The 12,499-nt window shown below is 64.1% G+C and carries 10 protein-coding genes; 4 read left to right on the forward strand and 6 right to left on the reverse strand.

Translation table 11 applies throughout. The features are described from left to right. Positions 1-48: 48 nt before the first annotated feature. From iolD to RTP54_RS01500, 4 genes are all read right to left on the reverse strand, one after another. Positions 49-1,902, reverse strand: coding sequence for a 3D-(3,5/4)-trihydroxycyclohexane-1,2-dione acylhydrolase (decyclizing) (gene iolD, locus RTP54_RS01485; RefSeq protein WP_312360356.1), 1,854 nt, complete (start codon positions 1,900-1,902; stop codon positions 49-51). Positions 1,903-1,992: 90 nt separating this feature from the next. Next, on the reverse strand, positions 1,993-3,930 hold the full coding sequence (gene iolC / locus RTP54_RS01490) for a bifunctional 5-dehydro-2-deoxygluconokinase/5-dehydro-2-deoxyphosphogluconate aldolase (protein ID WP_312360359.1): 1,938 nt from the start codon (positions 3,928-3,930) through the stop codon (positions 1,993-1,995). A gap of 115 nt (positions 3,931-4,045) precedes the next feature. After that, positions 4,046-4,909 (reverse strand): MurR/RpiR family transcriptional regulator, encoded by an 864-nt coding sequence (locus RTP54_RS01495; RefSeq protein ID WP_112809142.1) that lies wholly within the window; start codon positions 4,907-4,909, stop codon positions 4,046-4,048. A 114-nt stretch (positions 4,910-5,023) separates the two neighbouring features. After that, on the reverse strand, positions 5,024-6,154 hold the full coding sequence (locus tag RTP54_RS01500; RefSeq protein WP_312360365.1) for a Gfo/Idh/MocA family oxidoreductase: 1,131 nt from the start codon (positions 6,152-6,154) through the stop codon (positions 5,024-5,026). 280 nt (positions 6,155-6,434) lie between these two features. Between RTP54_RS01500 and RTP54_RS01505 the strand changes: the two genes are divergently transcribed. Then, the gene (locus tag RTP54_RS01505; RefSeq protein WP_312360368.1) at positions 6,435-7,241 is read left to right on the forward strand and encodes a class II glutamine amidotransferase; all 807 of its coding nucleotides are present in this window, start codon (positions 6,435-6,437) and stop codon (positions 7,239-7,241) included. Positions 7,242-7,487: 246 nt separating this feature from the next. Here the strand turns inward: RTP54_RS01505 and coaBC are convergent, their stop codons facing one another. After that, entirely contained in the window at positions 7,488-8,708 is a 1,221-nt protein-coding gene (gene coaBC / locus RTP54_RS01510; RefSeq protein WP_312363125.1) for a bifunctional phosphopantothenoylcysteine decarboxylase/phosphopantothenate--cysteine ligase CoaBC, read from the reverse strand. A gap of 390 nt (positions 8,709-9,098) precedes the next feature. Here coaBC and RTP54_RS01515 point away from each other — a divergent pair, with 390 nt between their 5' ends. From RTP54_RS01515 to RTP54_RS01525, 3 genes are all read left to right on the forward strand, one after another. Further along, the gene (locus RTP54_RS01515) at positions 9,099-9,293 is read left to right on the forward strand and encodes a hypothetical protein (protein ID WP_162704279.1); all 195 of its coding nucleotides are present in this window, start codon (positions 9,099-9,101) and stop codon (positions 9,291-9,293) included. Between the two features lie 160 nt (positions 9,294-9,453). Beyond that, positions 9,454-9,576, forward strand: a complete 123-nt coding sequence (locus RTP54_RS01520; RefSeq protein ID WP_312360371.1) for a hypothetical protein — start codon at positions 9,454-9,456, stop codon at positions 9,574-9,576. Positions 9,577-9,796: 220 nt separating this feature from the next. Next, positions 9,797-11,401, forward strand: coding sequence for an ABC-F family ATP-binding cassette domain-containing protein (locus RTP54_RS01525; protein WP_312360373.1), 1,605 nt, complete (start codon positions 9,797-9,799; stop codon positions 11,399-11,401). A gap of 15 nt (positions 11,402-11,416) precedes the next feature. On the opposite strand, the gene RTP54_RS01530 is transcribed toward RTP54_RS01525, so the two are convergent. After that, on the reverse strand, positions 11,417-12,319 hold the full coding sequence (locus RTP54_RS01530; protein ID WP_112816485.1) for a cation diffusion facilitator family transporter: 903 nt from the start codon (positions 12,317-12,319) through the stop codon (positions 11,417-11,419). Between the last annotated feature and the right edge of the window lie 180 nt (positions 12,320-12,499).

The following is a 12,499-nucleotide window of genomic DNA, read 5'->3' on the forward strand; positions in this document are numbered from 1 at the left end:
CGTGGAAAAGCGCCTGCGATGGGGTCGCAGGCGCCTGATTGTTTGTTCTCAGCCGAAGCGTTGCGACGCGAGAGCCTTCTCGTAGCCCTTGCGGGCCGCGTTGACCTCGGCGCGCTCGGACACCTCGGGAACCGCCACATCCCACCAGTGGCCGCCTGCGTCGGTGGTAACAAGCGGGTCGGTGTCGATGACGATGACGGTGGTGCGGGCTTCGCCGGCCGTTTCCTTCAGAGCCGATTCCAGCTCCGATATAGAGCCGACCTTGCGCGTCAGCGCACCCATCGCGCCGGCATGGGCGGCGAAATCGATCTGAGGCAGTTCGACATGGTGCGTATCGGCGAGCAGGTTGTTGAAGTTGGCGCCGCCGGTCGCCATCTGCAGCCGGTTGATGCAGCCGTAGCCGGCATTGTCGAGCAACACGATGGTGATCTTGGCGCCGAGCATGATCGACGAGGCGATCTCGGAGTTCAGCATCATGTAGCTGCCGTCGCCGACCATGACGATGACGTCGCTGTCGGGTCGGGCGAGCTTGGTGCCGAGACCGCCGGCGACCTCATAACCCATGGTCGAGAAGCCGTATTCCATGTGGTAACCCCCAGGCGTTTCCGCCTGCCAGAGCTTGTGCAGCTCGCCGGGCAGGCCGCCCGCCGCGCAGACAAGCACGGTGTCCGCGCTACCGCGGGCGCGCTGGACGGCGCCGATCACCTGTGCATCCGACGGCAGCGCCGCATTGGTGGTCGCCGTCGCCTTGTCGGCGGCCTTCAGCCACTCGGTCTTTCCGGCTTTCGCCTTGTCGGTCCAGGCGGTGTCGACCTTGTGGTTGCCGAGCCCGGCGGAAATGCGCTCGAGACCGACGCGCGCGTCGGCCACCAGCGGCAGCCCCTCATGCTTGGCGGCATCGAACGGCTGAACATTGAGGCCGACGATCTTCAGACCCTCGTTCTTGAACAGGGCCCAGGAGCCGGTGGTGAAGTCCTGCAGCCGCGAGCCGACGGCGAGCACGACGTCGGCCGCCTCCGCCAGCTGGTTGGAGGCTGACGTGCCGGTGACGCCGACCGAGCCCATGTTGAGTGGATGGCTGTGCGGCAGCGAGGACTTGCCGGCCTGGGTCTCGACGACGGGAACGCCGTGCTTTTCTGCAAAGGCCGCAAGCGCCTTGCTGGCTTCCGAATAGAGCACGCCACCGCCGGCGATGATGACAGGGCTTTTCGCCGCCTTCAGCGCTGCGATCGCCGCTGCCAGCTCGTCGGCATCGGGCTCGATGCGGCGCGACGACCAGACTTTTTCGTCGAAGAAGGCTTCCGGATAATCATAGGCTTCAGCCTGCACGTCCTGGCAGAGCGAGAGCGTCACCGGGCCGCAATCGGCCGGATCCGTCAGCACCTGCATGGCACGGCGCAGCGCCGGGATGATCTGCTCCGGCCGGGTGATGCGGTCGAAATAGCGCGAAACCGGACGGAAGCAATCATTGGCCGAGATCGTGCCGTCGGCAAAACCTTCCACCTGCTGCAGCACCGGATCGGGCCGGCGATTGGCAAAGACGTCTCCGGGCAGGAACAGGACCGGCAGGCGGTTGACGTGGGCAAGGGCCGCCGAGGTCACCATGTTGAGCGCGCCGGGACCGATCGAGGTGGTGCAGGCCATGAAGCGGCGGCGGAAGCTTGCCTTGGCAAAGGCGATCGCGGCATTGGCCATGCCCTGCTCGTTCTGGGCGCGGTAGGTCGGCAGCGCGTCCTTGATGCCGTGCAGCGCCTCGCCGACGCCGGCGACGTTGCCGTGGCCGAAGATGGCGAAGACACCGCCGAAGATCGGCACCTTGTTGCCGTCGATGACGGTCATCTGGCGGGTCAGGAACCGCGCCACGGCCTGTGCCATGGTCAGGCGCACGGTCTTCTGGCTCATATTCTGTTTCCTCCTCGTGGCGAAATCATCCCGTTTCGCCCACTCGCATCGTTTGCTGGACGGGGGCCGGTGTGAAAACCAGCCCCGATCCTATGCCGCCTTCGTTTCACCCAGCTGCAGCCAGAGATCGACCAGCGCCTTGAATTTTCCGGCCATGTCGGCGATCGCCTGTTCGTCGGTCATGGCGCCGCCGAGCCAGGCCTTGCTGGCATCGGCAAAGATCGTGCGACCGACCGCAAAACCCTTGACCGTCTTCGACGTCCGGGCGGCCGCAAAGCCGTCCTTCAGCGCCTCGTAGGGCGCTTCGAGGCCGAGCAGCACCACGCCGCGGCAGAGCGGGTCGCGCTTTTCGATGACCGCATCGATCGCCGCCCAGGCGTTCCGGCTGGCCTGCGGCTCGAGCTTCCACCAGTCGGGCTTGAGGCCGGCATCGTAGAGTTCGTTGAGCGCGCGCGGAATGGTCTGGTCGTCGAGCTTGCCGTGCTTGCCGGCGATGATCTCGATCAGGATTTCGCGGCCGACCTTGCGCGCCGCCTCGAAGGCCGAGCGGAGTTTGGCAACCTGCGTCGCCTTCATCTCGGCCGGATCATCAGGATGGTAGAAGGATAGCACCTTGATGCAGTGATCGACCGGCCAGTCGATCAGGCGGCTGCCGAGATCCTGGCTGAATTCGAACTGCAGCGGCCGCGAGCCCGGAAGCTCGATCGGCTTGCCGATCCAGAAGTCGCGGTGGGCGCCGGCGGCATAAAGCGCGTCGCGACCGTATTTGTCGTCGATCAGCATGCCGAAGCCGGAGCGGCCGGCAGCCACCTGCGCTGCGGCCTTGACCGCCAGCACCTTGAAGGCGGGGATGCGGGCGAGCAGTTCGGGATTGCCGGCGGCGGCATCTTCGAGCTGGCTGCGATGGTCGATCGCCAGCGCCATCAACAGCGGGATCTCGCGCCGGCGGGTGGTTGCCCAATGCACGTGGTTGATCGCCTCGTCCTTGCGCAGCGCCCGTTCCTTGCTGCCGTTCTCCAGGAAGAATTGCAGCTCGGTCCAGGTCGGGATCTCCGGCGCGCAGAGCAGGCGGGAGACGGCAAAGGCGCCGCAGGCATTCGCCCAGGTGGCCGAGGTCGCATGTGGTTCTTGTCTCAGCCAGCCGCGCAGGAAGCCGGACATGAAGGCGTCGCCGGCGCCGAGTACGTTGTAGACCTCGATCGGAAAGCCCTTGCCGATGATGCCGTCCTCGAGATCGTCGGAAATCGGGCCGTCATAGACGATGCAGCCCATGGGCCCGCGCTTCAGGACGATCGTCGCCGTGGAAAGGGAGCGGATCGTCTTCAGCGCCTGCAAGAGGTCGCTTTCACCCGATGCGATCAGCACCTCTTCCTCGGTGCCGACGATCAGGTCGCAATCGGCAAGCACGGTCTTGAGGTGGGCCGAGACACGGTCGGAGGCGATGTAGCGGTTCTCGCCGGCGTCGTGGCCGGCAAGGCCCCAGAGGTTCGGGCGGTAGTCGATGTCGAAGACGATCTTGGCGCCGTTCTCCTTGGCAAGGCGCATCGCCTTGCGCTGCGCCGCATCGGTGTTGGGCTTGGAGAAGTGCGTGCCGGAAACAAGGATCGCCCTTGCCGAGCGGATGAAGTCCTCGGAAACGTCGTCTTCGCACAGCGCGTTATCGGCGCAATTGTCGCGGTAGAACAGCAGCGGGAAGGACTTGTCGTTCTCGACGGCGAGGATGGCAAGCGCCGTCAGGCGCTCAGGATCGGTGACGATGCCGCGGGTTTCGACGCCTTCGCGGGTCAGCTGCTCGCGGATGAAGCGGCCCATTTGCTCATTGCCGACGCGGGTGAGAAGCGCCGACTTGAGGCCGAGGCGCGCGGTGCCGACCGAGATGTTGCAGGGGCAGCCGCCAACCGATTTGGCAAAGCTCGAAACGTCCTCCAGCCGGGTGCCGATCTGCTGGCCATAAAGGTCGACCGAGGCCCGGCCTATGGTGATGAGGTCGAGCGGCTTTGCTCCCTGTGACGAAACGTTCTGGCTCACTGCTTCCTCCCCGCGGACGCCTTTGCGGCCCCGACCATTCTCGTTCTGTGGGTGATGCAGGTATGAAACATAAATTCCGGCGTTTCGTCAATATAGAATTTTCATTCTATCCGTTCTATTCCGCCCGGGCCTCTTCCTGGAGGCGATGGCGCTTTTCGGCAATGGCCACCGTCAGCGCCATGGCAAAGGCCATGCTGGCGGAAAGCGAGCGGAAGCCGGCATGATCCGCCTCGACAAGTTCGAACCAGACCTTCGAGGATTCGGCGAGCGGCGAGAAGGCAGAGTCGGTCAACGACACCACCGGCACCTTGCGCTCGGCGAGCAACCGCGCCTGAGTGGCGCTTTCGGAGGCGTAGGGGGAAAAGCTGACCGCAAAGGCCGCGTCGTTCTTGCCGGCCATTGCAAGCATGTCGTCGTCGATGCCGGCGGCGGTGCCGACCAGTTGATACTTCACCTTCAGCTTGCCGAAGGCATAGGCCATGTAACTGGAGATCGGATAGGAGCGGCGCTTGGCGATCAGGTAGACCGTCTCGGCCTTGGCGAGGATATCGACCGCGCGCTCGAAGGCTTCCGGATCGACTGATGTGGCGATGTTGTCGAGCGAGCGGTGGGCGGCAGCGACGAAACCGTTGAAGATCGAGCCGCTCTCGAGCTTGCTGTGCTCGTTTTCGCTGAGCGCCTTCAGTCGGTCTTCGTAGCCGGGCGTGCGTTCGCGCAGGCGGGCGCGGAAGATCAACTGCAGGCTGGAAAAACCCTCGAAGCCGAAATGCTGGGCGAAGCGCACCAGCGTCGACGGCTGGACGTCGGCCGAAGTGGCGATGCTGGCGGCCGTGCCGAAGGCAATCTCGTCGGGATTGTCGAGCGAATAGGCGGCCACCTGCTTCAGCCGTTTTGGCAGCTGCGCCTTTCGCTCCAGAATGACCGCCTTCAGCGCTTCGAAATCCTGCGGGACCTCCGTCGTCGTGTCAGGCGTTGCCATTCTTGTCCGTCTCCCGTCTGCGCGGTGTTGCGTTGTGACCTCACCCTAATCGATTGGCGATCCATGGCATAGAACAGGCGTTCCATTTTTGTCGTCTTTTCCGTTTCGGCTTTCTCAGCCGATCTGCACCCATTCATTGGTTTTTGCCGACTGGTAGGTCGCAGACAGCACCTTCTGGACTTCGTATCCTTCGCGGAAGTCGGTCGAGGGCGATTTTCCCTTGGCGATCGCGTCCAGGAATTCGTTGACCTCGATCGCCTTCAGGTCGTTGAAGCCGATCTGATGCCCGGGAGCGACGCAGAAGGCGCCATAGGGCGGGTGCTCAGGGCCGGCCCAGATGGTGCGGAAACCGCGGGTGCGAACGTCGTCGCCGGTCTTGTAGAGGCGGATCTCGTTCAAACGTTCCTGGGTGAAGACGATGCTGCCCTTGGAGCCGTAGATCTCGAAATCGTGCTGCATCTTGCGGCCGGTGGCGATCCAGTTCGCCTCGAAGCTGCCGGTGGCACCATTTTCGAAGCGCACGAAGGCACGAGTAATGTCGTCGACCTCGACGGCGCGCATTTCGGCGGAACCGGCAGAGACGGGGCGCTCGGGGATCTGGATGATGGTTTCGGCCAATACCGATTTGATCGGTCCGACCAGGTGGCGCATGGAGGCGATGATGTGGCTGCCGATATCGGCAAGCGCGCCGCCGCCGCTGGCCGGGTTGAGCCGCCAGCCCCACGGCACGGAGGCGTCCGCCATGAAATCCTCGGCATGCACGCCGCGCATGGAGCGGATCTCGCCGATCTCGCCGCTTTCGATGATGTCCTTGGCAAGGAAGATCAGCGGGTTCTTCAGGTAGTTGAAGCCGACCTGGGTGACGACGCCGGCTTTCTCGGCGGCAGCGACCATTTCGGCGCAATCCGCAACCGTCGGCGCCAGCGGCTTTTCGCAATAGACATGCTTTCCATGGGCAATCGCCGCCAGCGCCATTTCCTTGTGCAAGAGGTTCGGCGTAGTGATGTCGATGATATCGATGTCGGGATCCGTCAAGAGTTCGCGCCAGTCGGCCGTCGCCTTGCGGAAGCCGAGCTGGCCGCGCGCCTTCTCGGCGCTTTCGACGGTCACGTCGGCAACCGACACCAGATCGAGCTCGAACGGCAGGTCGAACACCCGCGCCGCAACGGTGAAGCCAAGCGCATGCGCCTTGCCCATGAAGCCCGTGCCGATCAGGCCGACGCCCAGTTTCTTCTTGCTGCTCATGCCATTCCTCCGGGGCCTGCGGCCTGTATCGTGGTTCGAAATGAAATGAAATGTGCAGGATTTGTCAATATGGAATATTTGTTCGAAAATGCGATTGCGCTGCGGGAGAGGGCCGTTGGGGCGTGTTTCGATCGAAACAGCGTGGCTGGATCGTCAAAGATACTCTGCCATTGGACCCGGGATGAATTTGTTAACGCATTTTTACCATGTTTCGTCGGAACATCCGTCATGGTTAACGAATCGCATCCGTATGGGCGGGCGAAACCGGAGTGATGTCAGCATGTGCCGCTGGGCAGCCTATCGCGGGGAACCGCTTTATCTCGAGGAACTGGTGACCTCTCCGGCGCACTCGCTGATCGAGCAGTCCCATTGCGCCACGCGGGCCAAGACGGCGACCAATGGTGACGGTTTCGGCATCGCCTGGTATGGCGACCACCCCGAGCCCGGGCGCTACCGCGACATCCTTCCCGCCTGGTCCGACTGCAACCTGAAAAGCATCGCCCGCCAGATCCGCTCGCCGCTGTTCCTCGCCCACGTGCGCGCGTCGACCGGCGGCGGCACGCGCCGCGATAACTGTCACCCCTTCGTCTTCGGCCGCTGGTCGTTCATGCACAATGGCCAGATCGGCGACTTCGAGCATCTGCGCCGGCCGATGGAAAGCATGCTCGACAACGACCTCTATTCGGCCCGCACCGGCACGACGGATTCCGAGCTGTTGTTCCTGCTCGCCATGCAGTTCGGGCTCGACCGCGATCCGCTCGGCGCGATCGCCGAAGCGCTCGCCTTCGTCGAACAGCTGGCTTCGCATCTCGAGCGCCAGGTGCTGGTGCGGTTTACCGCCGCCTTTTCCGATGGCCACGACCTTTATGCCGTGCGCTACGCCTCCGACTGGAAGGCGCCGACGCTCTATGCAGCGCCGATGGGCCCGAGCGGCGGCTATTGTCTTGTGTCCGAACCGCTCAATGACGACGACGGCGCCTGGGTCGAGATCCCCGATGGCACAGCCGTGATCGTCGGCGAAAACGGCGTCGATGTGCGTCTGTTCTCGACGCAAGGCGCGCCGGTGCGGGCTTATCGTTCGGCCTGAGGCGTTTCTGAATCCCACCGCCGAGCAGTGACGGCCCCTTATCCGGCTGCCGCCACCTTCTCCCCGCAGGCGGGGAGAAGGGACATGCCGAACTCTCGCCGGGTCCATCAATCGACTGCGAACGCTTTGCTCGCGCAGGGCACGACCCCTCGCTCCGCCTGCGGAGTGAGGAGTAGTCCTCGGGTTGAACCCGAGGAGAGGGGCTCTTTGTGCCGGAAGGGTAAGGGCGCTACCTGAGCGGATGGATCAGCCCCGCTCTTTCCGCTCCAGTTCGGCCGCGATCAGCGCCGCCAGCTTGTCGGCGACGGCGTCCTTGTCCATGTCGGGCCAGTCGTCGTTGCCGGTGGCCGAGATGAGCTTCACCCGGTTGCGGTCGCCGCCCATGATGCCGGTTGCCGGCGAGACGTCGTTGGCGAGGATAAAGTCGGCGCCCTTGCGCTCGAGCTTGGAGCGGCCATTGTCGGCAACATTCTCCGTCTCGGCGGCAAAGCCGACCACGAGCTTCGGCCTGTCGGCGTGGTGGCCGACGGTCTTGAGGATATCCGGGTTTTCGGCAAGCTGCAGCGGCGGCGGCGCCTCGCCGGGTTTCTTCTTGATCTTGTTTCCGGCGGCACTCGCCACCCGCCAGTCGGCAACGGCCGCCACCATCACCGCGATATCGGCGGGAAGGGCTGATAGCACCGCATCACGCATCTCCTCGGCGCGCTCGACATGGATCACCTTGACACCAGATGGGTCGGGGATGGTCACCGGGCCGGAGACCAGCGTCACGTCGGCACCGAGTCTCGCAAGGGCGGCGGCAATCGCGTGGCCCTGCTTGCCGGAGGAGCGGTTGGCGATATAGCGCACCGGGTCGATCGGCTCATGCGTCGGCCCTGATGTAACGATTGCCGTGCGGCCGGCAAGCGGCTTCACGCCATCCGAAAGCAGGGTCTCGACCGCAGCCACGATCGTCAGCGGCTCGCTCATCCGTCCTTCGCCGGCCTCGCCGCTTTCCGCCATCTCGCCGGCTTCCGGGCCGATGAAACGGATGCCGTCGGCAGCAAGCGTCGCGCGGTTGCGCCTTGTCGCGGCATTGGCCCACATCTTCGGGTTCATCGCCGGCGCGACGAGCACCGGACGGTCGCTCGCAAGCAGGATCGTCGAGGCAAGGTCGTCGGCATGGCCGTTCGCCATCTTGGCCATCAGATCGGCGGTCGCGGGTGCGACGACGATCAGGTCGCATTCGCGCGCCAGCCGGATATGGCCGACATCCTGTTCATCCTCGCGCGAAAACAGGTCGAGATAGACGTGGGAGGCGGCAAGCGCGCCGACGGCAAGCGGGGTGACGAACTGCTGCGCGCCAGCGGTCATGACCGGGCGGACGCTGGCGCCGCGTTCGCGCAGGCGCCGGATCAGGTCAAGGCTCTTATAAGCCGCAATGCCGCCGGAGATGATCAGGAGAATGCGCTTGCCCGACAGTGTCATCGCGTCCCGGCCCTCGGGCCGCCTTCTTCCCGGCAGCTTGCCGGTCCATTCCTGTTGTTCGACGTATCCTTTCAACGGAATTTCCGTTGAGCAATACCGGTTGGTGGCGACCCTACTTGAGCGTTTCATCGCGCGCAATGCGTCGGGATGGGTGCCGCGATGATGACCATCGCCGCTGACGGGTGCCTCGATCGCGAACCGTTGTGCAGGCGTCCCGGTGTCTCGCCGATCACGAGGCGTTGATCGTGGTCTGTCGCCGAGAGGGCGTGCGCGCCTCGAATATCCCTTGGTATCTCGGCACCCAAGGCGCATAGTACTTTCATCATCGACCGATCGTACGGGCGTCGGTGGCTGAGAGATCTCGCGCTTTCGCCCCAACAGGAAGATCGCGTGATGTACGCCATCGACGGATTTCGCGGGCGGCCAATCCTTCCCAGCGAATTCTCGATGGTTGCCGATGTGTTTCGCGATGCCGTACGGGTGCGATATGCCGCGCTCGATCGCGAGGAGGCCGAGGCAATCCTGCTCGGGCTCGTGCATTTGCACCGGACGCTTGGCAAGAACACGCTGCCTTCCGTCCAGTAGGTGCTGGCGTCTGGACGCTCAGCCTCGATCTTGACGCTGCCGAATGCACGCAACGGCGGGAACGCGGCTGGCATCAACGCATTTACCAAATGACACGCAGGCGATCGCGTGGCCCTGGGCTGCAATGGCGCCAGGGCATTTCGACGCCAGGGAGAATGCCATGTTTCATACGTTCGCCACACAAATTCGCCGCTACGACTACACCCTCGCCGCCATCAAGATTTCGCTCGTCCTGTCGCTGCTGGTGATCGCGCTGATCACGCTGAAAGGCGTGCTGTGGTAGGCGCGGCAAGCCTTGTTCGATGTGCGCCTGCACTGCGCGCAGCCCACGCCCTTTCCCTTCGTTCCCTTTCACATTCGTCTGTTCCGAACGTCTCGCCTTGAAGAAAACACGATCGCTGCTATCTTTGAGCGCGATAGAAACGATCACAGGATACACGCATCGATGGATTTCCACCTGACAGCAAGGCCCATCTCTTTTGCCATCAGGGACATCCGTATCCATGCCTGTTTCGATTTCGCTCTCCCATCTCACCTGGTCCACGCCTGACGGCCGCAGCCTTTTCTCCGACCTGAACCTGACCTTCGACCCGGGGCGATCCGGTCTTGTCGGGCGAAATGGCGTCGGCAAAAGCACGCTGATGAAGCTGATTGCCGGGACGCTACGACCGCAGGCCGGCACCGTTTCTGTCGGCGGCAGCCTCGGCATGCTCAGCCAGACCGTGCAAGTCGCGCAACGGGAGACGGTCGCCGACCTCTTCGGCATTTCCGATGCGCTGGCGCTTCTTGGCCGTGCTGAAGACGGTACCGCCAGCATCGAGGACCTGTCGATCGCCGACTGGACGCTGGAAGCGCGGCTCGAAGCCGCTCTTGCCCGCCTCGGTCTTCAGGCTGCGGCCCACACGCCGCTATCGTCCTTTTCCGGCGGGCAGTTGACCCGCGCCAAGCTGGCGGCGCTCGTCTTTGCCGAGCCGGATGTCATCCTGCTCGACGAACCCACCAACAATCTCGATCGCGCCGGCCGCGCGGCTGTGATCGACATGATGGCCGATTGGCGTGGCGGCGCCATCGTCGTCAGCCACGACCGCGAGCTGTTGGAAACGATGGATGCGATCGTCGAACTGACGTCGCTCGGCGCAACCAGCTATGGCGGCAACTGGAGCCTTTATCGCGCGCGAAAGGCGATCGAGCTTGCCTCTGCCCGACATGATCTCGCCGATGCCGAACGACGCCTTGCCGAGGTCGAGCGCAAGACGCAGGAGATTGCCGAACGCAAGGCGCGCAAGGACAGTGCCGGGCGTCGCAAGCGCGCCAAGGGCGACGCGCCGCTTCTGTTGCTCGATGCCCGCAAGGAGCGGAGCGAAAAGACCGGCGGCGACCATGCGCGCCTTGCCGAACGGCGGCGCGAGCAGGCGCTCGGCGATCTCGCGACCGCGCGCGACCGCATCGAGATCCTGCAGCCGTTTTCGGTGCGGCTGCCCTCGACCGGGCTGCCGCCAGGCCGCGTCGTCCTGCAGGTCGATGGTGTCAGCGCCGGCTACGTCCCGGACCTTCCTGTGCTCGCGGGCCTGTCGCTGTCGATCTCGGGGCCGGAACGGGTGGCGATCACCGGCCGCAACGGTTCGGGCAAGACGACGTTCCTATCGCTGGTAACGGGCAGTCTTGCGCCCTGGTCCGGCCATGTGCGAGTCCTGACGGACTTCGCCATGCTCGATCAAAAAGTAAGCCTGCTTGATCCCGAAATGTCGATCCGCGACAATTTCCGGCGGCTCAACCCGCAAGCCGGCGAAAATGCCTGCCGTGCGGCGCTCGCACGCTTCATGTTCCGTGCCGACGCGGCGCTTCAGCATGTCGCGAGCCTCAGCGGCGGCCAGATGCTGCGAGCAGGACTTGCCTGCGTGCTCGGCGGCGATGATCCGCCGCCGCTCTTGATCCTCGACGAGCCGACCAACCATCTCGACATCGAATCCATCGAGACGGTGGAAGCGGGGCTGCGGGCCTTCGATGGCGCGCTCCTCGTCGTCAGCCATGACGAGGCCTTTCTGGAGGCGATCGGCATCACGCGCCGGATCGATCTGTCCGAAATTTCGCAGGCAGATCTCCGCTAGAGGTTGACGACGGTGTCACTCCGCCCATTTGACATCGCCGGTAAAGGCGATCGTCAGCCAGCGGTCGCGTCCGGCTTCGCCGATCTCAGCGCCGATCTCGGCGCGGATCGCATCGAGGCTTGCAAGCGTGTCGATACGGGTCTCGGCCGATCCGATCAGATAGATCTCGATCAGGCGGGCGCGGCCGACTTTGGCGACATAGGTGCGGTAATCGGCAAAGCCGTGACGGCTGGCGGCATTGCTGGCCGCCTCGCGCACCTTTTCGTCCAGCTCGGCCGGGGCGACGAGAAAGATCTCCTTCAAGGCGGCATAGACGGTCTTCAGCGGCAGCGGGATCAGGCAGAGCGTCAGCACCACCAGGATCGCCGGGTCGGCATAGGGTGTCCAGCTTTCATAGGCCGTGCCCTTCAGCAGCGCGGCCACGACGAAGGCGGCGAGCAGGGCTGCGGTGATCGTGCCCGACATCGCCCAGGCGCGCACGTCGAGTGCCAGGAATTCGGATCCGATCGTGCGGTTGGCCCGCCGCCCGTAGAAGAACATCACGATGCAGATGACAAGAACGACGGCGGCATAGGCGATCGCCCAGTCGAAGGCGAGTTCGCGACCGCCTGTCAGCAGCGAATCGACCGCGTTGATCAGAGCGTAGAAGGAAAGCGTGGCGAGCAGGCCGGCATTGAGCAAGAGCACCATCGGCTCGATATGCCAGAAGCCCATCTGGAAGCGGCTGCTCTCCCGGGGGATCAGCCGCGTCACACCCAGCGCCAGCAAGGTCATCGCCGCGTCGACGGCGGAAAACACCCCGTCGAACACGATTGAAACCGATCCGGACAACAGGCCGAAGAGCACACCCGTCGCACCGACCACGATGGTCGCAGCGATTGAGCGTTTGAGGACGGTCTGTTCGGTGGCGGCGGTCATGATCTTGTATTCACTCCTGTTTCGACGCGGTGCTTAGGCGGTGCCGGTGACGAAAAGGTGACGGTGATCACACAGAGAGCACGATGGTAACGTTTGTCGACAGGATGGAAAAGCGACCGAGCGCCCGCATGCGCTCACGCGAATGGTGTCACTGAACGTGATGTCAGTGCCTGCGTCAGG

Origin of the sequence: Ensifer sp. (assembly GCF_031989085.1) — a bacterium.
GTDB lineage: Bacteria > Pseudomonadota > Alphaproteobacteria > Rhizobiales > Rhizobiaceae > Ensifer.

What these genes read in the sequence shown, in the direction of transcription:
- iolD (WP_312360356.1), bottom strand. Translation starts at nt 1,902, where the DNA reads ATGAGCCAGAAGACCGTGCGCCTGACCATGGCACAGGCCGTGGCGCGG.
- RTP54_RS01495 (WP_112809142.1), bottom strand. Translation starts at nt 4,909, where the DNA reads ATGGCAACGCCTGACACGACGACGGAGGTCCCGCAGGATTTCGAAGCG.
- RTP54_RS01500 (WP_312360365.1), bottom strand. Translation starts at nt 6,154, where the DNA reads ATGAGCAGCAAGAAGAAACTGGGCGTCGGCCTGATCGGCACGGGCTTC.
- RTP54_RS01505 (WP_312360368.1), top strand. Translation starts at nt 6,435, where the DNA reads ATGTGCCGCTGGGCAGCCTATCGCGGGGAACCGCTTTATCTCGAGGAA.
- coaBC (WP_312363125.1), bottom strand. Translation starts at nt 8,708, where the DNA reads ATGACACTGTCGGGCAAGCGCATTCTCCTGATCATCTCCGGCGGCATT.
- RTP54_RS01520 (WP_312360371.1), top strand. Translation starts at nt 9,454, where the DNA reads ATGTTTCATACGTTCGCCACACAAATTCGCCGCTACGACTACACCCTC.
- RTP54_RS01525 (WP_312360373.1), top strand. Translation starts at nt 9,797, where the DNA reads ATGCCTGTTTCGATTTCGCTCTCCCATCTCACCTGGTCCACGCCTGAC.
- RTP54_RS01530 (WP_112816485.1), bottom strand. Translation starts at nt 12,319, where the DNA reads ATGACCGCCGCCACCGAACAGACCGTCCTCAAACGCTCAATCGCTGCG.